The sequence below is a fragment of the Streptomyces sp. NBC_01716 genome (genome assembly GCF_036248275.1).
GTDB lineage: Bacteria > Actinomycetota > Actinomycetes > Streptomycetales > Streptomycetaceae > Streptomyces.
On the sequence record NZ_CP109181.1, the window covers coordinates 7314974 to 7333895 of the forward strand.

At 72.3% G+C, this 18922-nt stretch carries 17 protein-coding genes and 1 riboswitch; of the genes, 12 read left to right on the top strand and 5 right to left on the bottom strand.

Translation table 11 applies throughout. From position 1 onward, the window contains the following. Positions 1–12: 12 nt before the first annotated feature. Positions 13–552 carry a hypothetical protein gene (locus OIE74_RS32330; RefSeq protein ID WP_329389968.1) on the bottom strand — a complete coding sequence of 180 codons (540 nt, stop codon included), beginning with the start codon at positions 550–552 and terminating at the stop codon, positions 13–15. A 279-nt stretch (positions 553–831) separates the two neighbouring features. Here OIE74_RS32330 and fmt point away from each other — a divergent pair, with 279 nt between their 5' ends. From fmt to OIE74_RS32360, 6 genes are all read left to right on the top strand, one after another. Continuing rightward, a complete protein-coding gene (fmt, locus tag OIE74_RS32335; protein ID WP_329389970.1) occupies positions 832–1788 on the top strand; it encodes a methionyl-tRNA formyltransferase in 957 nt (318 codons plus the stop codon). Positions 1789–1870: 82 nt separating this feature from the next. Next, a complete protein-coding gene (locus OIE74_RS32340; RefSeq protein WP_329389972.1) occupies positions 1871–3304 on the top strand; it encodes an RsmB/NOP family class I SAM-dependent RNA methyltransferase in 1434 nt (477 codons plus the stop codon). A 157-nt stretch (positions 3305–3461) separates the two neighbouring features. Next, on the top strand, positions 3462–4145 hold the full coding sequence (gene rpe / locus OIE74_RS32345; RefSeq protein ID WP_329389974.1) for a ribulose-phosphate 3-epimerase: 684 nt from the start codon (positions 3462–3464) through the stop codon (positions 4143–4145). 100 nt (positions 4146–4245) lie between these two features. Further along, complete coding sequence (locus OIE74_RS32350) at positions 4246–5295, top strand: sugar-binding transcriptional regulator (RefSeq protein ID WP_329389976.1); 1050 nt, start codon at positions 4246–4248, stop codon at positions 5293–5295. Between the two features lie 226 nt (positions 5296–5521). Beyond that, positions 5522–6964 carry a GuaB1 family IMP dehydrogenase-related protein gene (locus OIE74_RS32355; protein ID WP_329389978.1) on the top strand — a complete coding sequence of 481 codons (1443 nt, stop codon included), beginning with the start codon at positions 5522–5524 and terminating at the stop codon, positions 6962–6964. A gap of 130 nt (positions 6965–7094) precedes the next feature. After that, on the top strand, positions 7095–7967 hold the full coding sequence (locus OIE74_RS32360; protein ID WP_443076294.1) for an RNA polymerase sigma factor SigF: 873 nt from the start codon (positions 7095–7097) through the stop codon (positions 7965–7967). Here OIE74_RS32360 and OIE74_RS32365 read toward each other — a convergent pair. Then, entirely contained in the window at positions 7927–8958 is a 1032-nt protein-coding gene (locus tag OIE74_RS32365) for a GDSL-type esterase/lipase family protein (RefSeq protein WP_329389982.1), read from the bottom strand. The two genes, OIE74_RS32360 and OIE74_RS32365, sit on opposite strands and share 41 nt — an antisense overlap. Before the next feature lie 223 nt (positions 8959–9181). Here OIE74_RS32365 and OIE74_RS32370 point away from each other — a divergent pair, with 223 nt between their 5' ends. The 3 genes from OIE74_RS32370 to OIE74_RS32380 all read left to right on the top strand — a co-directional run bounded on the left by OIE74_RS32370 (position 9182) and on the right by OIE74_RS32380 (position 12415). After that, positions 9182–9637 carry an Lrp/AsnC family transcriptional regulator gene (locus tag OIE74_RS32370; protein ID WP_078078353.1) on the top strand — a complete coding sequence of 152 codons (456 nt, stop codon included), beginning with the start codon at positions 9182–9184 and terminating at the stop codon, positions 9635–9637. A 154-nt stretch (positions 9638–9791) separates the two neighbouring features. Next, positions 9792–10625, top strand: coding sequence for a carbon-nitrogen hydrolase family protein (locus tag OIE74_RS32375; protein ID WP_329389984.1), 834 nt, complete (start codon positions 9792–9794; stop codon positions 10623–10625). Between the two features lie 68 nt (positions 10626–10693). Further along, positions 10694–12415, top strand: a complete 1722-nt coding sequence (locus OIE74_RS32380) for a flavin monoamine oxidase family protein (RefSeq protein WP_329389986.1) — start codon at positions 10694–10696, stop codon at positions 12413–12415. A 51-nt stretch (positions 12416–12466) separates the two neighbouring features. Here OIE74_RS32380 and OIE74_RS32385 read toward each other — a convergent pair whose 3' ends face one another. Both OIE74_RS32385 and OIE74_RS32390 read right to left on the bottom strand, forming a co-directional pair. Further along, the gene (locus OIE74_RS32385) at positions 12467–13186 is read right to left on the bottom strand and encodes a DUF5995 family protein (RefSeq protein WP_329389988.1); all 720 of its coding nucleotides are present in this window, start codon (positions 13184–13186) and stop codon (positions 12467–12469) included. A gap of 121 nt (positions 13187–13307) precedes the next feature. Beyond that, positions 13308–14534: an MFS transporter gene (locus OIE74_RS32390; RefSeq protein ID WP_329389990.1), complete on the bottom strand. Its 1227-nt coding sequence runs from the start codon at positions 14532–14534 to the stop codon at positions 13308–13310. 149 nt (positions 14535–14683) lie between these two features. On the opposite strand from OIE74_RS32390, the gene OIE74_RS32395 reads away from it, so the two are divergent. Beyond that, positions 14684–15868 carry an ROK family transcriptional regulator gene (locus OIE74_RS32395; RefSeq protein ID WP_329389992.1) on the top strand — a complete coding sequence of 395 codons (1185 nt, stop codon included), beginning with the start codon at positions 14684–14686 and terminating at the stop codon, positions 15866–15868. 68 nt (positions 15869–15936) lie between these two features. On the opposite strand, the gene OIE74_RS32400 is transcribed toward OIE74_RS32395, so the two are convergent. Continuing rightward, complete coding sequence (locus OIE74_RS32400) at positions 15937–16683, bottom strand: SDR family oxidoreductase (protein ID WP_329389994.1); 747 nt, start codon at positions 16681–16683, stop codon at positions 15937–15939. Positions 16684–16869: 186 nt separating this feature from the next. After that, a riboswitch (FMN riboswitch) is annotated at positions 16870–17000 on the top strand. Between the two features lie 164 nt (positions 17001–17164). Here OIE74_RS32400 and ribD point away from each other — a divergent pair. Next, entirely contained in the window at positions 17165–18295 is a 1131-nt protein-coding gene (gene ribD / locus OIE74_RS32405) for a bifunctional diaminohydroxyphosphoribosylaminopyrimidine deaminase/5-amino-6-(5-phosphoribosylamino)uracil reductase RibD (RefSeq protein ID WP_329392527.1), read from the top strand. Next, positions 18296–18913: a riboflavin synthase gene (locus tag OIE74_RS32410; RefSeq protein WP_329389998.1), complete on the top strand. Its 618-nt coding sequence runs from the start codon at positions 18296–18298 to the stop codon at positions 18911–18913. It abuts the gene before it with no gap. Positions 18914–18922: the final 9 nt, after the last annotated feature.

An 18922-nucleotide genomic window follows, 5' to 3' on the forward strand; every position in this document is an offset into this window, starting at 1 on the left:
GGGGCGCCGGCGTCAGCCGTTGCGGGGACCCGGGAACGCCCCCGGGCGGGCCTCCTCGCGCAGCGGCTGCGGGGCGGTCGCCGACGGCTGCGGGGGCATCGACCGGGCCGCGGGCACGGCCGGTACGGCGCCCTGCGCCGGGGGTCCCATCGGCTGCGCGGCGTCCTGCGGCCGGTCCCCCTGGGCGGCGGCGGCCTGCTGGGCCGCGCGCCTCGTACCGTAACGGCGGTGCACCGCCTGCTTGGTGACGCCGAGCGCCGAGCCGACCGCGTCCCACGAGAAGCCCAGCGAGCGATCGAAGTCCACGGCCGCCGTCACCAGGCTCTCGACACTGTCCCGCAGCTCCTGCGCGAGACGGACGGTCGGGGCCGGCGCCCGGCCGTAGACGACGAAGCCCGTGGAGGGGCCGGAGCGGCGCGGGCGGTAGACGTTGCCCAACTGGGCTGTGAGAGTGCGCAACGCGTCCACCTGCCGGCGGACGCGCTCGATGTCCCGCACCAACAGGTGCAGATTTGCCCGGGCTTGTGCGTCGTGGGTTGCGTGGTCGGCCATGAACAAGCCTCTCGAACCGGCGTTGAAACGGATCGGGCCGCACTGGGCGGCCCGCTTCTGGTCAATCTCCCTTGACAACGCGCCACCCGCCATTGTGGTCACGCTGCGGGGGCGTATGCGCACAACCGCGGTGCGCGCGGGCTCCCGTACGCCCCCATCCGTCCGGCCGCGTGAAGGCCCATAGACTGGTGCGCTGTCCGTCATCGCCCGCGCCCGGTGCCCGCCGCCCCCGCGCGCCCGACGGACCGTGAGCGCACGAGAGAGCGAGGAAGTCCCGCAGTGAAGCTCGTCTTCGCAGGCACCCCCGAGGTCGCCGTACCCGCCCTGGACGCACTGATCGCCTCGGACCGGCACGAGGTCGCCGCCGTCGTGACCCGCCCCGACGCGCCCTCCGGACGGGGCCGCAGGCTCGTCGCCAGCCCCGTCGCGGAGCGCGCCGAAGAGGCGGGGATCGAGATCCTGCGGCCCGCCCGGCCCCGCGACGAGGCGTTCCTGACGCGGCTGCGCGAGATCGCGCCCGACTGCTGCCCCGTCGTTGCCTACGGGGCGCTGCTGCCCCGTGTCGCGCTCGACGTCCCGGCGCACGGCTGGGTGAATCTGCACTTCTCGCTGCTGCCCGCGTGGCGTGGTGCCGCCCCCGTACAGCACGCGGTCATGGCCGGGGACGAGACGACCGGCGCCGCCACCTTCCTCATCGAGGAGGGCCTGGACTCGGGTCCGGTCTACGGAGTGATCACCGAGGACGTACGGCCCACCGACACCAGCGGCGACCTGCTGACCCGGCTCGCCTTCGCCGGCGCCGGGCTGCTCGCCGCGACCATGGACGGTATCGAGGACGGCACCCTCAAGGCCGTACCGCAGCCCGCCGACGGCATCACCCTCGCTCCCAAGCTCACGGTCGAGGACGCGCGGGTCGACTGGACGGCGCCCGCGCTGCGCGTCGACCGCGTCGTACGCGGCTGCACCCCCGCGCCCGGCGCCTGGACGGTCTTCCGCGGCGAACGGCTCAAGCTCATCCAGCTCGCGCCGGTGACCGACCGCACCGACCTCGCGCCCGGGGAGCCCGCCGTCGGCAAGAACTCCGTGCACGTCGGCACCGGCTCGTACGCCGTCGAACTGCTCTGGGTCCAGCCGCAGGGCAAGAAGCCCATGCGGGCCGCCGACTGGGCGCGCGGCGTCCGGATCTCGGCCGGCGAACGGCTCGGCGCGGCCGAGGGCGCCGCAGACGTACGCTGAAGGAGTCCGGCGCCCACGCGCGGCGCCTTCGACCCACACGCGCGGCACTTTCGCGGAGCACCTTTCCCACTGCGGAGCACCTTTGAACGAGCAGGCCCGTCGCCGTCCCCCCAAGCCCTACCGGCGTCCCAAGAAGGATCCCGTGCGGATCCTCGCCTTCGAGGCACTGCGGGCCGTCGACGAACGCGCCGCCTACGCCAACCTCGTCCTGCCGCCCCTTCTCAAGAAGGCCAGGGAGGCGGGCGACTTCGACACCCGTGACGCGGCGCTCGCGACCGAGCTGGTCTACGGCACACTCCGCCGCCAGGGCACCTACGACGCGATCATCTCCGCCTGCGTCGACCGGCCGCTGCGCCAGGTCGACCCGCCCGTGCTCGACGTACTCACCCTCGGCGCGCACCAGTTGCTCGGCACCCGCATCCCTACCCACGCCGCCGTGTCGGCGAGCGTGGAGCTGGCCCGCGTGGTGCTCGGTGACGGGCGCGCGAAGTTCGTCAACGCCGTCCTGCGGAAGATCGCCAAGGACGACCTCGACACCTGGGTGGAGCGCGTCGCGCCGCCGTACGACGAGGACGCCGAGGACCATCTCGCCGTCGTCCACTCGCACCCCCGCTGGGTCGTCTCGGCGCTCTGGGACGCCCTCGGCGGCGGCCGGGCCGGCATCGAGGACCTGCTGGAGGCGGACAACGAGCGGCCCGAGGTGACGCTCGTCGCGCGCCCCGGCCGGATCTCCCCCGGCGAACTGCTCGACACCCTGGGCGAGGACTCCGGACTGCCCGGACGCTGGTCCCCCTACGCGGTCCGGCTCACCGAGGGCGGCGAGCCCGGCGCCATCGACGCCGTACGCGAGGGACGGGCCGGAGTCCAGGACGAGGGCAGCCAGCTCGTCGCCGTCGCGCTCGCCAACGCACCGTTGGAAGGCACCGACGAGCGGTGGCTCGACGGCTGCGCGGGCCCCGGCGGCAAGGCGGCGCTGCTCGGCGCGCTGGCCGCCGAACGCGGCGCGCGGCTGCTCGCCTCCGAGAAGCAGCCGCACCGGGCGCGCCTCGTCGAGCGCGCGCTCGCCGGCAACCCCGGCCCGTACCAGGTGATCAGCGCCGACGGCACCCGCCCGCCGTGGCGGCCCGGTGTCTTCGACCGCGTCCTGGTCGACGTCCCCTGCACCGGACTCGGCGCCCTGCGCCGCCGCCCCGAGGCCCGCTGGCGGCGCCGCCCCGAGGACCTGGAGGGCTTCGCGCCGCTCCAGCGGTCACTGCTGCGCGAGGCGCTGAACGCCGTACGCGTGGGCGGAGTCGTCGGATACGCCACCTGCTCCCCGCACCCCGCGGAGACACGTGCCGTCGTGGAGGACGTCCTGAAGGGCCGGGGCGGCCCCAGGGCCGAGGCCGAGTGGGTCGACGCCCGGCCGCTGATGCCCGGTGTCGCGGCGCTGGGGGACGGACCCGACGTCCAGCTGTGGCCGCATGTGCACGGCACGGACGCGATGTACTTGGCGCTGCTGCGCCGTACGGCCTGAGGGGAGTCCGGCCGCGGGCCGTATCCGCATGCCTCCGGCCGTATCCGCCCCGCCCGCCCCGCCGAATCGCGAGGTTTGCGCGGTGTGTGCCCGTCCCCGTGGCCCGATGCCGGACATCGGGGCGGGGAACCCGTCCGGAGCATGGCAGGCTTGGCACATGGCCCAGATCAACCCCAGCATCCTGTCCGCCGATTTCGCACGTCTGGCCGAAGAGGCGCGAGCCGTCGATGGCGCCGACTGGCTCCACGTCGATGTCATGGACAACCACTTCGTGCCCAATCTGACCCTCGGTGTGCCGGTCGTCGAAGCGCTCGCCCGAGCGACGCGGACCCCGCTGGACTGCCATCTGATGATCGAGGAGCCCGACCGCTGGGCGCCGCGGTACGTCGAGGCGGGCGCCGGTTCGGTCACCTTCCATGTGGAGGCCGCGGCGGCCCCCGTACGTCTCGCGCGCGAGATCCGCGCCAAGGGCGCACGCGCGTCGATGGCGCTGAAGCCGGCGACGCCGATCGAGCCGTACGAGGACCTGCTTCCCGAGCTCGACATGCTGCTGATCATGACCGTGGAGCCGGGCTTCGGCGGTCAGGCCTTCCTGGACATCATGCTGCCCAAGATCCGCCGCACCAGGGAGCTGATCTCCAAACACGGTCTGGAGCTCTGGCTCCAGGTCGACGGCGGCGTCTCGGCCGAAACCGTCGAACGGTGCGCCGAGGCGGGCGCCGACGTCTTCGTCGCCGGTTCCGCGGTGTACGGGGCGGACGACCCCGCCGCGGCCGTACGGATGCTGCGCCGCCAGGCCGACGAGGCGACCGCATCGGCCGGCTGGGCATGCGTCCACTGAGCCACAACTTCACGCGGCCACCCGGCCACGGCTAAATGAACGCCGCCCGACCGGGCTGATCAAGGACCGCCGAATCTGACAGGATGAGAGCGCGTCCAGTATGAACAGCAGTGAGGAGATCGCAGTGGCTGGAATGTCGGCGGGTCGGCCGGCCCTGCGCATGGGACCCGCGGAACTGGTGCAGGCGGCGGCCATGGCCCGGCGCTTCTATCTGGAGGGCAAGTCCAAGATCCAGATCGCCGAGGAGTTCGGCGTCAGCCGCTTCAAGGTGGCCCGGGTCCTGGAGACCGCCCTCGAACGCGACCTCGTGCGGATCGAGATCCGCGTCCCCGCCGAGCTGGACGCCGAGCGCTCCGACGCCCTGCGCGCCCGCTACGGCCTGCGGCACGCCGTCGTCGTGGAGTCGCCCGCCGAGACCGCCGACGAGTCGCCCGACCCCGAGAACCTCGGCGCGGTCGCCGCCGACCTCCTCGGTGAACTGGTCGTCGAGGGCGACATCCTCGGTCTCGCCTGGGGCCGCTCCACCATCCACATGGCCGCCGCCCTCGACCGCCTGCCGCCCTGCACCGTCGTCCAGCTCACCGGCGTATACGACGCGGGCACGGCCGAGCGCGGCTCGGTCGAGGCCGTACGGCGCGCCGCCCAGGTCTCCGGCGGCGAGGCCCACCCGATCTACGCCCCGATGCTGCTGCCCGACCCGGCGACGGCGGCGGCGCTGCGCGGCCAGCCCGGTATCGCCCGCGCCTTCGAGTACTTCGACAAGGTCACCGTCGCGGCCGTCTCCATCGGTTCCTGGGAGGCGGGGATCTCCACGGTCCACGACATGCTCACCGACGAGGAGCGCTCGCACTACGCGTCCCTCGGCGTCGAGGCCGAGATGTCCGCGCACCTCTTCGACGCGGAGGGCCGGCGGGTCGGACGCGACCTCGGCGAGCGGTGCATCACCGTCGAGACCGACCGGCTGCGCCGGATCCCGGAGGTCGTCGCGATCGCCGGCGGCCAGCGCAAGGGCGCGGCCATCGGCTCCGTCCTGAGGTCCGGGCTCGTCACGAGCCTGGTCACCGACACCGCGGCCGCCGACTTCCTGCTGAACGACTTCACGCCAGGACCGCGCCCGGCCCTGGACCGCGCGGACCCGGACGGCGAGTGAGCCCGCGGCCGGGGAGCCGGGACCGGCCCACCGGCTCGCGGCTCTCTCGGCCGAAGCTACGAACGGCTCCCGCGCAGGTCGGCCGATGGTACGGAAAGCACTCCGCCGGTTCGCCAGAAGCGCCTGCCATCGGCGATGATGATGGAGGAGCCGCAGCCGGGACCGTCACCGGTCGGGGCTGACTCCCCACCCGCCCTTCCGTACAACCGCAGGTGAGAGAGTCGGTATGCGTTTCCTCAATGATCTGAAGCCGCCGTACGACCTGACGTACGACGATGTGTTCATGGTGCCGAGCCGCTCGGCCGTCGGCTCCCGGCAGGGCGTGGACCTCGCCGCACCCGACGGCACCGGTACCACCATCCCGCTCGTCGTCGCCAACATGACGGCTATCGCGGGCCGCCGGATGGCGGAGACCGTCGCCCGGCGCGGTGGTCTGGTCGTCATCCCGCAGGACATTCCGATCGAGGTCGTCACCGACGTCGTCTCCTGGGTCAAGACCCGGCATCTCGTGCTCGACACCCCGATCGTCCTCGCGCCGGCGCAGACCGTGGGTGACGCCCTGTCCCTGCTGCCCAAGCGGGCGCACGGTGCGGGGGTCGTGGTGGACCACGACCGGCGTCCCGTCGGGGTCGTCACCGAGCACGACCTGACCGGGGTCGACCGTTTCACCCAGCTCTCCGAGGTCATGTCGAAGGACCTGCTCCTCATCGACGCGGACATCGACCCGAGCGAGGCGTTCGACAGGCTCGACGACGCCAACCGCAAGCTGGCCCCGGCCGTCGACACCGAGGGCCGGCTGGTCGGCATCCTCACCCGTAAGGCCGCGCTGCGCGCCACGCTCTACACCCCGGCCACCGACGCGAACGGCCGGCTCCGGATCGCCGCGGCCGTCGGCATAAACGGCGATGTCGCGGGCAAGGCGGGGCAACTCCTCGACGCGGGCGTCGACACACTCGTGGTCGACACCGCGCACGGCCACCAGGAGTCGATGCTCACGGCGATCAGAGCCGTGCGGGCGCTCGACCCGAAGGTGCCGGTCGTCGCGGGCAACATCGTGGCCGCCGAGGGCGTGCGCGATCTCGTCGAGGCGGGCGCGGACATCATCAAGGTCGGTGTCGGGCCCGGCGCCATGTGCACCACCCGCATGATGACCGGCGTGGGCCGGCCGCAGTTCTCCGCCGTGCTGGAGTGCGCCGCCGAGGCGAAGAAGTACGGCAAGCACGTCTGGGCCGACGGCGGAGTCCGCCACCCGCGCGATGTCGCGATGGCACTGGCAGCCGGCGCGTCGAACGTCATGATCGGTTCCTGGTTCGCCGGTACGTACGAATCGCCGGGCGACCTCCAGCAGGCCGCCGACGGACGGCTCTACAAGGAGTCGTTCGGCATGGCGTCGGCGCGCGCCGTCCGGAACCGTACGAGCGAGGAGTCGGCGTACGACCGGGCCCGCAAGGCGCTCTTCGAGGAGGGCATCTCGACCTCGCGGATGTTCCTCGATCCGGTGCGGCCGGGTGTCGAGGACCTGATCGACTCGATCATCGCCGGGGTCCGGTCCGCGTGCACCTACGCGGGGGCGAACTCGCTGGAGGAGTTCGCGGAGAAGTCGATCGTCGGGGTGCAGAGCGCGGCGGGCTACGCGGAGGGCAAGCCGCTCCACGCGAGCTGGAGTTAGCGGTCTCCTGTCGGACAAGTCCGAGGCTCTCGACCGGGATTGGCATATCCCGGTCACGAACCTTTGGACATGAGCCGGTTGGGGCTGGGTACACGGGCTGTGCACTGTCCAACGAATTGGGGAGGACACAGTGGCCACGGCGAGCACAGTCCCGACCGACACGACTCGGTACGGAACCCACCAGGCCGATATGGCGGAATTGGGGCTTCCGTATGTGGAATGCCCGGGAGATGTGGCGCCCAGGGACGCACGGGAGATCTCACGGGTCTTCTTCGTCCGGCTGGCGGAGCTGGAGGAGGGCACCCACGAGCACAGTTACGTCCGTAACACCCTGATCGAACTCAACCTGGCCCTGGTGCGGTACGCGGCGACCCGCTTCCGGAACCGCTCGGACCAGATGGAGGACATCGTCCAGGTCGGCACCATCGGTCTCATCAAGGCGATCGACCGCTTCGAGCTCAGCCGCGAGGTGGAGTTCGCGACGTTCGCCGTCCCGTACATCGTCGGTGAGATCAAGCGCTTCTTCCGTGACACGAGCTGGGCCGTCCATGTGCCGCGCAGGCTCCAGGAGTTGCGGATCGACCTGGCCAAGGCGACGGACGAACTGTCACAGGAACTGGACCGGGCTCCCACGACGGCCGAACTCGCCGAACACCTCGACCTCGAACAGACCGAGGTCATCGAAGGCGTCGTCGCGAGCAACGGCTACACGGCCGGTTCGATCGACCTGCCCGCCGACGACGGCGTCGAGTCCTCGTCGCCGCTCTCCGACCGACTCGGCGCGCCCGACACGCAGTTGGAGGTGGCGGAGAACGTGCAGGCGCTCAAGCCGCTGATCGACGAGCTCGACGACCGCGAGAAGTGGATCCTCCGGATGAGGTTCGGCGCGGAGATGACGCAGTCGGAGATCGGGCTGGAACTCGGCGTCTCCCAGATGCATGTGTCGCGACTGCTGTCCCGGATCACCGGACGGCTGCGGGAGGGTCTGCTCGCCGTCGAATGACCGGCCGCACACAGTCCGCTTCACGCAGGGCGGTCGCGACCGCCCCGGCGATGAGCGCGTGCCCGCTGTCGTTCGGATGCACCCCGTCCACCAGGTGCTCCGCCCGGAGCAGGCTCCGGCCCGGCAGCAGCAGAAGCCGGTCGTCGCCCGCCGCGACGACGTCCCGTACGGCCTCCTCCATGGCCGCGCGGAGCCCGGTCAGCGTCGCCCCGAGCGCGTTGCCGCCGTGCTCGGCGTCCGGCCGCAGCACGGGCGAGAGAACCAGCAGCGGCGTGTCCGGGTGCCCGTCGCGTACGACACCGAGGAACGCGCGCGTCGTCTCGTACAGGAGCGGCGCCGAGTACGGCACCCCGAACCAGCAGTTGGTGCCGAAGGCGAGAGTGATCAGATCGGCGGGGAGCGCGGCGATGTGGGAAGCGGTGGCGAGTTCGCCCCGGGCGGCACCCGCGTAACCGAGGTTGACCGTGTCCAGACCGAGCGTCCGGCCCGCGACGGCGGGCCAGGAGCGCGCGGGGCGCGTCGACGACCACCCCTCGGTGATGGAGTCGCCGTGGACGACCCAGCGCGCGCGCTTCGGCGCGGGGACCAGGGAACCGCCGACCGGCCGTACGCCCAGGATCTCGGGCGCGTGCCCCTCCGGGAGATGGACGGTGAACGGGCCCGGGGACGCGGGCAGTTCGATACGCGCCACCTGCTCGTGCGCGGGCTCGCTGAACGTCTCGCCGACGAGGCGCTGACCCTCCCAGAGGGCGAAGCCGTGGGCGAGTTCCGTCAGCGGGTCCCCGGGCTCGGGGACAGTCGCGCGGTACCGGACGTTCACGGCCTTCGCGCCGTCCGAGGAGAACTCCAGACGCACCCCGATCGGCAGGAGCGCGCGCCTGGTGATGTCCCACGACAGTTGCGACATGTCGGAGGGGTCAGCGCGCACCACCCGGCCGCCGTCCATCCAGCCCACTCCACGCAGGAAGGGTGCGGGGTCCAGCCAGCTCATCGTGCTCCTCGGTCCTGGTCGTCGTCCCGGAGGGCGTGTTCGCCTCCGACGTCATAGGTGCCCCGTCGAAGGCCCGGAATGTTCCGCCGTCCGGCCATGGCGCGGACCGGCCGGGTGAGCACGGGTGCGACCGTCCGCCTCATGGTCTACTTCGGAGGCGGGGCGCGCCCCGCCTCCGGCCGGCCACGGCGACCACCACCCGCAGAGAAGTGATCCGCCCGCAGTGCGACTGAACAAGCTCGACGAACGCATCGTGCACGCCCTCGCCGAGGACGCCCGCCGCTCCTTCGCGGACATCGGCTCCGAGGTCGGCCTCTCGGCGCCCGCCGTGAAGCGGCGGGTGGACCGGCTGCGCGCCGAAGGCGCCATCACGGGCTTCACCGTGCGGGTGGACCCGGCGGCGCTCGGCTGGGAGACCGAGGGGTTCGTCGAGATCTACTGCCGCCACAAGACGTCGCCGGAGGACATCCGGCGGGGCCTCTCGCGCTACCCGGAGGTGGTGTCCGCGTCGACCGTCACGGGCGACGCCGACGCCGTGGTCCAGGTCTTCGCCTCCGACATGCGCCACTTCGAGCGGGTGCTCGAACAGATCGCGGGAGAGCCGTACGTGGAACGGACGAAGTCGGTCCTGGTGCTCTCACCGCTGCTCCGGCGCTTCTCGTCGGGCGCGCCGGGCTGAGCCGCCCCGGCGACGCAACGAATCGCCGTCCAAGGGCCCGAAGACGCAACGAATGCCCTGCTCACACGCAACAGACGCGCCTTGCCGCCGCGGAAGTCGGAGCCGTACCTTCTGAATGTCCCCCCCCGAACACCATGACGTCCCGAGGTCTGCCATGCCGTCGTCGCGTATCGCCCTGCTCCAGAGTTCCGGCAGGCCCGGCGACACCGTGCGGAATCTTGAGCTCATCGCCGGCGCGGCGCGTGAGGCGGCGGCCGGCGGGGCGGCCCTGCTGGTCTGTCCCGAGCTGTTCCTCACCGGCTACGCCATCGGCGCCGACGTGTCCCGGCTGGCCGAGCCCGCCGACGGTCCGGCCGCTGATGCGGTGGCCCGGATCGCCGACGAGTACGGCATCGCGATCCTGTACGGCTACCCGGAGCGGGCAGGCGACGGCGCCGCCGCGCGCCTCCACAACGCCGCGCGGCTCATCGGCCCCGACGGCTCGGCCCTCGCCGACTACCGGAAGACCCACCTCTACGGCGGCTTCGAGGAGAAGTGGTTCACGCCGGGCGAGGTCCCGGTCGTGCAGGCGGAGCTCGGCGGTCTGCGGGTCGGGATCATGATCTGCTACGACGTCGAGTTCCCGGAGAACGTACGCGCCCACGCGCTCGCCGGGACCGATCTGCTGCTGGTGCCGACAGCCCAGATGCACCCGTTCCAGTTCGTCGCCGAGTCCGTCGTGCCGGTGCGTGCCTTCGAGAACCAGCTGTACGTGGCGTATGTGAACCGGACCGGGTCCGAGGGCGAGGCCGGGGACGGGTCCGGGGCCGCCTTCGAGTTCGTCGGGCTGAGCTGTCTGGCCGGTCCCGACGGCACCACCCGCGCGAGGGCCGGACGCGGCGAAGAGCTGCTCTTCGGCGACGTCGACTCCGAACTGCTACGGGCCTCCCGCGCCGCCAACCCCTATCTGCGCGACCGCCGCCCCGGCCTCTACGGCTCCCTGAACTGACCGCGACCGCCCCGCGCCTCCCACCGCCCTCACCCCGCCCGCCCCACCCCGCAAGGAGCCCGTACCCCATGACGTCCACGGTGCCCACCGCCGCCCCGCACCCCGAGGGCCAAGCGGACGCCGGCCTGCCGCCGATCACCATGTTCGGTCCGGACTTCCCGTACGCCTACGACGACTTCCTCGCCCACCCCGCCGGCGTCGGCCAGGTCCCGGCGACCGAGCACGGCGCCGAGGTCGCGGTCATCGGCGGCGGTCTCTCCGGCATCGTCGCCGCGTACGAGCTGATGAAGATGGGCCTGCGGCCGGTCGTCTACGAGGCCGACCGGATCGGCGGCCGGCTGCGTACCGTCGGCTTCGACGGCTGCGACCCCGAACTGACCGCCGAGCTGGGCGCGATGCGCTTCCCGCCGTCCTCCACCGCGCTCCAGCACTACATCGACCTGGTGGGCCTGGTCACCGAGCCGTTCCCCAACCCCCTTGCCCCCGGCACCCCTTCGACCGTCGTGGACCTCAAGGGCGAGTCGCACTACGCCGAGACGATCGACGATCTGCCGCAGGTCTACCGCGACGTGATGGCCGCCTGGAACACCTGTCTGGAGGAGGGCGCCGACTTCTCCGACATGAACCGCGCCATGCGCGAGCGCGACGTGCCACGGATCCGGGAGATCTGGGCGCGGCTGGTCGAGAAGCTCGACAACCAGACCTTCTACGGCTTCCTCTGCGACTCCGAGGCCTTCAAGTCCTTCCGGCACCGCGAGATCTTCGGCCAGGTCGGCTTCGGTACGGGCGGCTGGGACACCGACTTCCCCAACTCCATCCTGGAGATCCTGCGCGTCGTCTACTCCGAGGCCGACGACCACCACCGCGGCATCGTCGGCGGCAGCAGGCAACTGCCGCTGCGGCTCTGGGAACGCGAGCCCGCCAAGATCACGCACTGGCCGCTCGGCACCTCGCTCTCCTCGCTGCACGGCGGCGAGCCGCGCGGTGCCGTGACCCGGCTGCACCGTACGGCGGGTGACCGGATCACCGTCACCGACGCCTCGGGGGACATCCGCACCTACCGCGCCGCCGTCTTCACCGCCCAGTCCTGGATGCTGCTTTCGAAGATCGACTGCTCCGACTCGCTCTTCCCGATCGACCACTGGACGGCGATGGAGCGGACCCACTACATGGAGTCGTCCAAGCTGTTCGTGCCGGTGGACCGGCCGTTCTGGCTGGACAAGGCCGTCGACGACCAGGGGAGTCCGACCGGCCGCGACACGATGTCGATGACCCTCACCGACCGCATGACCCGCGGCACGTATCTCCTGGACAACGGACCGGACCGGCCGGCCGTCATCTGCCTCTCCTACACCTGGTGCGACGACAGCCTGAAGTGGCTGCCGCTGTCGGCGAACGAGCGGATGGAGGTCATGCTGAAGTCGCTCGGCGAGATCTATCCGAAGGTCGACATCCGCGAACACATCATCGGCAGCCCGGTGACGGTCTCGTGGGAGAACGAGCCCTATTTCATGGGCGCGTTCAAGGCGAACCTGCCCGGCCACTACCGCTACCAGCGCCGTCTGTTCACCCACTTCATGCAGGACAGGCTCCCCGCGGACAAGCGCGGCGTCTTCCTGGCGGGCGACGACATCTCATGGACGGCCGGGTGGGCGGAGGGCGCCGTACAGACCGCGCTCAACGCCGTGTGGGGCGTGATGACCCACTTCGGCGGCACCACGGACCCGGCGAATCCGGGGCCGGGGGACGTGTACGACGAGATCGCCCCGGTGGAGCTGCCGGAGGACTGAGCGGTACGGGGGCGGGCGACGCGTACGGGACGGTGCCCGCCCGCGCCGCTCTCAGCCGTACGGCGTGAGCAGGCACCGCCCCACCAGCCCCACCCCCGCGTCCATCCGCTCCCTGAACTCCTCGGCCAGCGGCGGCACTTCACGCAGCCCCCAGAGCACCAGCGCCGACGACCAGGCCGCCTCCAGGGCCCGTTCCACGTTCCAGGACCCGAGCAGATGCGTCACCGGGTCCTCGACCCGCAGGCCGCGTCCGGCATCCGGACCGGCCGGTGCCTGCTCACCGATTCGCTCCACGAGCAGCGTGAGCGCGTCGCCGACCCGCGCGAACGCCGTTTCCAGCGCGGGCGGTTCGCAGCCGCGCGCCCGGCACAGGTCCACCACGGCGAGCGCCAGATCGTGCCCCACATGCGCGTTGACGCCCGCGAGCGCGAACTGCGCAGGCCGCAGGCCCGGATGGCGCCGGTAGTGGAACAGCGGCCGCCAGGCGGCCGGCGCCCGCCCGCCCAGGTCCACCGCGTCGACAGCCGCCAGATACCGCTCGGCGAGCGCCGAACGCAGCGCGGACGCCTCCCGCGTGGCGGCCGTAGCGGCGCGACCGCCCCCGTACGACGCCGCGATGTCCCCCGCGCCCGACAGACAGAGCCCGTTGAACACCCCCACGCCGTCACCGTCCGGCCACGCCGAACGCAGCGCGTGCATGCGCTGCCACACGGAATCGGGTGGGCGCCGGTCGGCGTCGGGTGGGGCCGCGAGCAGTTGGATCTCCGCCATGGGGGCAGCGTCCCAGCCCGGGAGCCCACCGGGGGCCGGGGGAGCGGGACTTCGTCAGAACGGGGGACGCCGGCGCTCGGCGACCTCGGCGTTCGCGCCCGGTCGGGCTGTTCGCGCCCCGTCAGTCCTTCTGTATGGAAGGCGCGGGCGCCGGTGCCCCCGCCCCCGCCCCCGGAGCCGTACGCCGGTCGCTGGTCTTCAGAACACTCGCGCCCAGCACCAGACCGAAGGCCAGCAACGTCACCAGGCCGAAGGAGACGACCAGGGACGTCGCGTCGGCCACCGCGCCGATCGCCGAAGGGGCGATCAGCCCCGAGGTGTACGTGATGGTCGCGACGCCCGCGATGGCCTGGCTCGGGTTGGGCCCGCTGCGCCCGGCCGCGGCGAAGGCCAGCGGTACGACCACCGCGACACCCAGCCCCACGAAGGCGAACCCGCCCATCGCGACCAGCGGACCGGGCGCGACGACCACCAGCACGCCGCCGAGAGTGGCGCAGAAGCCGCCGACCCTGACACACCGTACGGCGCCGAAGCGGTCGACGACCCGGTCGCCCAGCAGCCGCGCGACGGCCATGGTCAGGGCGAAGGCCGTGGTGGACGCGGCGGCGAGCCCGGGGGACGTGTCCAGTACGTCCTCCAGATACACCGCCGACCAGTCGAGGCTCGCGCCCTCGGCGAAGACCGCGCAGAATCCGACCGCGCCGATGAGCAGCGCGGACTTCGGCGGCAGGGCGAAGCGCGGCGGCGGCTCGTCGTCCGGCGCGCTGCGCAGATCGAGCACCCACCGGCAGGCGATCAGGCCCGCGACCGTGAGCACGGTGGCCGCGATCAGATGGTGCACGCGCGCGTCGCTGTCCATATGGGCGGCGAGGGTGCCGCCGGCGGAGCCGAGCAGCGCGCCCGAACTCCACATGCCGTGCAGGCTGGACATGATCGACTTGTCGAGCCGGTTCTCGATCTCCACGCCGAGCGCGTTCATCGCGACGTCCGACATGCCCGAGGTGGCGCCGTAGACGAAGAGCGCCAGACAGAGCGTAAGCAGGTTGGGGGCGAGCGCGGGCAGGGTGAGGGAGAGCGTCCAGAGCGCGAGCAGTCCGCGCAGCGCCGTACGGGCGCCGAAGCGGTGGCTCACCGCGCCGGCCAGCGGCATCGCGACCGACGCGCCGATGGCGGGGAAGGCGAGCGCAAGGCCCAACTGCCCGGCGCTCAGGGACGCGTGATCCTGGATCCAGGGGATACGGGTCGCGAAACTGCCGGTGACGGAGCCGTGCACGAGGAAGACGGCGGCCACGGCGAACCGTGCCTGCCGGAGCCGTCGCGTGTCGAAGTCCGGTGATCCGGTCGTCATTGCGTCTCGTCCTCCCCCTGTGGCGCGGTGACGCCTGTCCAGCAGCGCGGCCGGTGCGGCCGGCGCGGCAGTAAACTATCAGGAACCCTGCTTGATAAATAGATGGCACCGGTCGCAAGAACGCCATGGCCATCTGGAAGGATCCAGGTATGGCCGCATCCCCGAGCACGGCACGGGCCATCAACGACCGCCTCGCCCTGGAACTGCTCCAGGAAGAAGGCCCGTTGACGGCGGGACAGCTCAAGACACTCACCGGGCTCTCCCGGCCCACGGTCGCCGACCTCGTGGAGCGGCTGCAAGGCTCCGGCCTGGTCAGGATCGTCGGCGAGACGGGCGGCAGGCGCCGCGGCCCCAACGCGCGGCTGTACGGTCTCGTCGCCGACCGGGCGCATCTCGCGGCGCTGGACGTACGCACACAGAGCGTCGCCGTCGTCGTCAGCGATCTCCTCGGCGCGACCCTCGCCGAGGCGGTGCTGCCCATAGGCAGTGACACCGGTGTCGAACCGGCCGTGGAGGGCGCTGCGGCGCTGCTGGAGCGTACGGCCCGCGACGCGGGCGCCGTGAGGCTGCACAGCGTCGGCATCGGCGCGCCCGGCCTGATCGACCCGGTGACCGGTGAACTCCGTGAGACCAGCGGCGTGCCCGCCTGGCACCGAAGACTCGTGGCCGCGCTTCAGGAACGCCTCTCCGCCACCGTCCTCGTCGAGAACGAGACCAATCTCGCCGCCGTCGCCGAACAGCGCGTCGGCGCGGCGCGGGACCAGGTCACCGGCACCTTCGTCCTGCTGTGGCTGGGCTTCGGCGTGGGCGCGGCGCTCGTCCTGGACGGCAAGGTCCGGCGGGGCGCGTCCGGCGGCGCCGGAGAGATCGGCTTCCTTCCGGTGCCGGGGACGTCGGGACTGCCCTCGTCCACCGGCTGCGACGGGGGGTTCCACTCGCTGGCCGGCTCGGCGGCCGTCTGCGAACTCGCCGAGAAGCACGGCCTGTTCGCCGACCCCGGCCCCCAGGAGCCGCCGGCGGCGGCCGTCGTACGCGCCGCCCTCACGGCGGGTCCGGCGGGGGACTCCTTCCTCGACGCGCTCGCCGCGCGGCTCGCGGTCGGCGCCGCCGCCATCAGCGCCGTACTCGACCCGGGCCGGGTGGTCCTGGCGGGCGAGGTCGGCCAGGCGGGCGGTACGGCGCTGGCTTCCCGGGTCGAGGCCCGCCTGGCGCGGATGTCCCCCCTCCGTACGGAGGTGGTGGCGACGTCCCTGGGCGGCGCGGCCGTGCTGCGCGGCGCGCTGCTGACGGCGCGGGACGCCGCCCAGAACGACCTGTTCGCGCCGCCTGTCTGACGGAGCGTCAGCGACCTGCGGAAGCACCGCACACGGCCGTCACGCGAAACGCCTTTTCCCGCGCCGGCTCATAACTTCCGCGTCGCCAGGAAGTCCTCGAACGTCTCCTTGCCCACCGCCCGTTCGGGCGTCAGCTGATGGCCCTCGCGGTACCCCGCGTACGCCTTTCCGAACAGCGGCATCGCCACCACCCGCCGCTTGTGCCCCGTCGCCCGCAGATACGCGTCGGCCAGCTCCCGCACGGTCCGGACCTCGGGACCGCCGAGGTCGGGGACCCGCCCCGCCGGCGGCCGCGCCGCCAGGTCCGCCACCCAGGACGCGACCTCGGCCGAGCCGATCGGCTGGAGGCTCACCTGCGCGGGAAGCAGCGCGGCGACCGGCAGTTTGGTCGCGCCCTCCAGCATCCGCAGGACGTGATCGTGGAACTGGGTCGTACGCACGATCGTCCAGCCGAGCCCCGAATCCTCGATCACCCGCTCGACGATCCTTTTCGTCCGGTGGTAACCGAGCGGCAATCGGTCGACCCCGACGATCGAGATGTGCACGAGATGCGGAATCCGTGCACGGATCGCCGACTCCACCAGATGCGCCGCCGCCCTGTCGTCACCGCCGCGCACCGAGGACGCGCAGTGGACGATCACGTCCACACCCTTCAGCGCCGCGTCCAGCGCCCTGCTGTCGTCGTCGCGCAGATCGACGGTGTACGGCTGTGAACCGCGGCTCAGCACCCGGACCTGGTGCTCGTCCGTGCGCAGCCTGTCCACGACCTGTCTGCCGAGTGTTCCCGTACCACCGGTCACGAGGATTGTTGCCATGGCCCAAGCCTGCCAGCGTGTGACACCCGGGGAGACGACAGGGTGTCGACCCGTGACCGCCCGGCCCCCGGGACGTATCCGGAACGGCCCGCCGGCTCTCCCGCCGGCCACCCTCTGTGAGGCACCGCACACAACCCACCCGGATGGCCGACGATCAGACGTGGCACACTGGTCGCGTACCAGCAGCAGCGCACTCCGGGGTCGGTGCAATTCCGAACCGGCGGTTACAGTCCGCGACCCGACCGCTTCCAGCGGCCGGTTGACCAGGTGAAATTCCTGGACCGACGGTGAAAGTCCGGATGGGAGGCAGTGCGCGGCGGGCCGTCACAGGTATGCCGCCGTCGGCGGATCGTCCTCGGACGATTCGTATCCTCGGTCTTGGCGTTCCCGTGTGCGTCGCCCGTTTCTCTGTCGTCATCGACAGGCCCCGGAGTCCGTGCCCCAGAGGCAGGAGGACCCGGTGGCCACCACCACGGCCGACATGGACGCCATGCGTCGAGCCATCGCGCTCGCCGCCCGCGCGCTCGGCGCCACCAGCCCCAATCCGGTCGTCGGATGCGTGATCCTCGACGCCTCCGGAGCACTCGCCGGCGAGGGATTCCACCAGCGGGCCGGCGGCCCGCACGCCGAGATCCACGCCCTGCGCGCGGCCGGTGGCCGGGCCGTGGGCGGCACCGCCTACGTCACCCTCGAACCGTGCGACCACACGGGCCGCACCGGCCCGTGCTCCCGGGCGCTCATCGAGGCCGGTATCGCCCGCGTCGTCCACGCGGTCGGCGACCCGAACCCACAGGCCGGCGGCGGCGCCGGCACCCTGCGCGCGGCCGGTGTCCGCGTCGAGCGGGGGCTGCTCGCCGATGAGGCCGAGGCGGGCAACGCGGCCTGGCTCACCTCCGTACGGCTCGGCCGCCCCTACGTCCTGTGGAAGTACGCCGCCACCCTCGACGGCCGGATCGCGGCGGCCGACACCACCAGCCGCTGGATCACCTCCGCCGAGTCCCGCGCCGACGTCCACCGGCTCCGCGCCGAGGCGGACGCCGTCGTCGTCGGCTCCGGCACGGCCCGCGCCGACGACCCGCACCTCGCGGTCCGCGGCATCCCCGGCGCCGTCCAGCCGCTGCGGGTCGTCATCGACACCGAAGCCACCGCCGTACGACCGGGGGCACGCGTCCTGGACGGTGCCGCCCCCACCCTGATCGCCGTCGCCGATGACGCCGACACCCGGCACCTCAAGGCCGCAGGGCCGGGCGAGGAGCCGGTGGACGTCCTGCGGCTGCCGCGCGCCGAACGCGGCCTGTCCGTCCCCGCGTTGCTCGCCGCTCTGCACGAGCGCGGCGTGCGCTCCGTACTCCTCGAAGGCGGCCCGACGCTGGCCGGGGCCTTCGTCGCCGCCGGCGCCGTCGACAAGGTCGTCGGCTATCTCGCGCCGGTCCTGCTGGGCGCGGGACCCGCCGCGCTGGGCGACGCCGGAATCACCACCCTCGCGCGGGCGTTGCGCCTGCGGATGACCGAGACCGTACGCGTCGGCCCCGATCTCCGCGTCACCGCGACGCCCGAACCCGCCACACCCGTCAGCACCAGCGGTGCTGTCGCCACCCCCAAGGAGCGCTGAGTGTTCACCGGAATCGTCGAAGAGCTGGGTCGGGTCACCGCCGTCGAGAACCTCGGTGACTCCTCCCGCTTCCGTCTGCGCGGCCCCGCCGTCACCGAAGGCGCCAAGCACGGCGATTCGATCGCCGTCAACGGCGTCTGCCTCACCGTGGTCGACCTCGACGAGGGCGAGTTCACCGCGGACGTCATGGCCGAGACACTCAACCGCTCCGGCCTCGGCGCGCTCGTACCCGGCTCACGGGTCAACCTGGAGCGGCCCATGGCGGTCGGCGACCGGCTCGGCGGGCACATCGTCCAGGGCCATGTCGACGGCACCGGCGCGATCGTGGACCGCGAGAAGTCCGAGCACTGGGAGATCGTCAAGATCTCACTCCCCGCCGACCTCACCCGCTACGTCGTGGAGAAGGGCTCCATCACCGTCGACGGCGTGAGCCTCACCGTGGTCGACGCGGGACCCGACTACTTCACCATCAGCCTCATCCCCACCACCCTCGCGCTGACCACCCTCGGCATCAAGGAGCCCGGCGACCCGGTCAACCTGGAGGTCGACGTCATCGCCAAGTACGTGGAGCGGCTGATGACCTCCGGTGCCCACGAGGCGGGGGGACCGGTCCGGTGAGCGCCCTGC

Coding starts and splice junctions, on each gene's coding strand:
- OIE74_RS32330 (WP_329389968.1), bottom strand. CDS start 552: ATGGCCGACCACGCAACCCACGACGCACAAGCCCGGGCAAATCTGCAC.
- rpe (WP_329389974.1), top strand. CDS start 3,462: ATGGCCCAGATCAACCCCAGCATCCTGTCCGCCGATTTCGCACGTCTG.
- OIE74_RS32350 (WP_329389976.1), top strand. CDS start 4,246: ATGAACAGCAGTGAGGAGATCGCAGTGGCTGGAATGTCGGCGGGTCGG.
- OIE74_RS32355 (WP_329389978.1), top strand. CDS start 5,522: ATGCGTTTCCTCAATGATCTGAAGCCGCCGTACGACCTGACGTACGAC.
- OIE74_RS32365 (WP_329389982.1), bottom strand. CDS start 8,958: ATGAGCTGGCTGGACCCCGCACCCTTCCTGCGTGGAGTGGGCTGGATG.
- OIE74_RS32375 (WP_329389984.1), top strand. CDS start 9,792: ATGCCGTCGTCGCGTATCGCCCTGCTCCAGAGTTCCGGCAGGCCCGGC.
- OIE74_RS32380 (WP_329389986.1), top strand. CDS start 10,694: ATGACGTCCACGGTGCCCACCGCCGCCCCGCACCCCGAGGGCCAAGCG.
- OIE74_RS32385 (WP_329389988.1), bottom strand. CDS start 13,186: ATGGCGGAGATCCAACTGCTCGCGGCCCCACCCGACGCCGACCGGCGC.
- OIE74_RS32390 (WP_329389990.1), bottom strand. CDS start 14,534: ATGACGACCGGATCACCGGACTTCGACACGCGACGGCTCCGGCAGGCA.
- OIE74_RS32395 (WP_329389992.1), top strand. CDS start 14,684: ATGGCCGCATCCCCGAGCACGGCACGGGCCATCAACGACCGCCTCGCC.
- OIE74_RS32400 (WP_329389994.1), bottom strand. CDS start 16,683: ATGGCAACAATCCTCGTGACCGGTGGTACGGGAACACTCGGCAGACAG.
- ribD (WP_329392527.1), top strand. CDS start 17,165: ATGGACGCCATGCGTCGAGCCATCGCGCTCGCCGCCCGCGCGCTCGGC.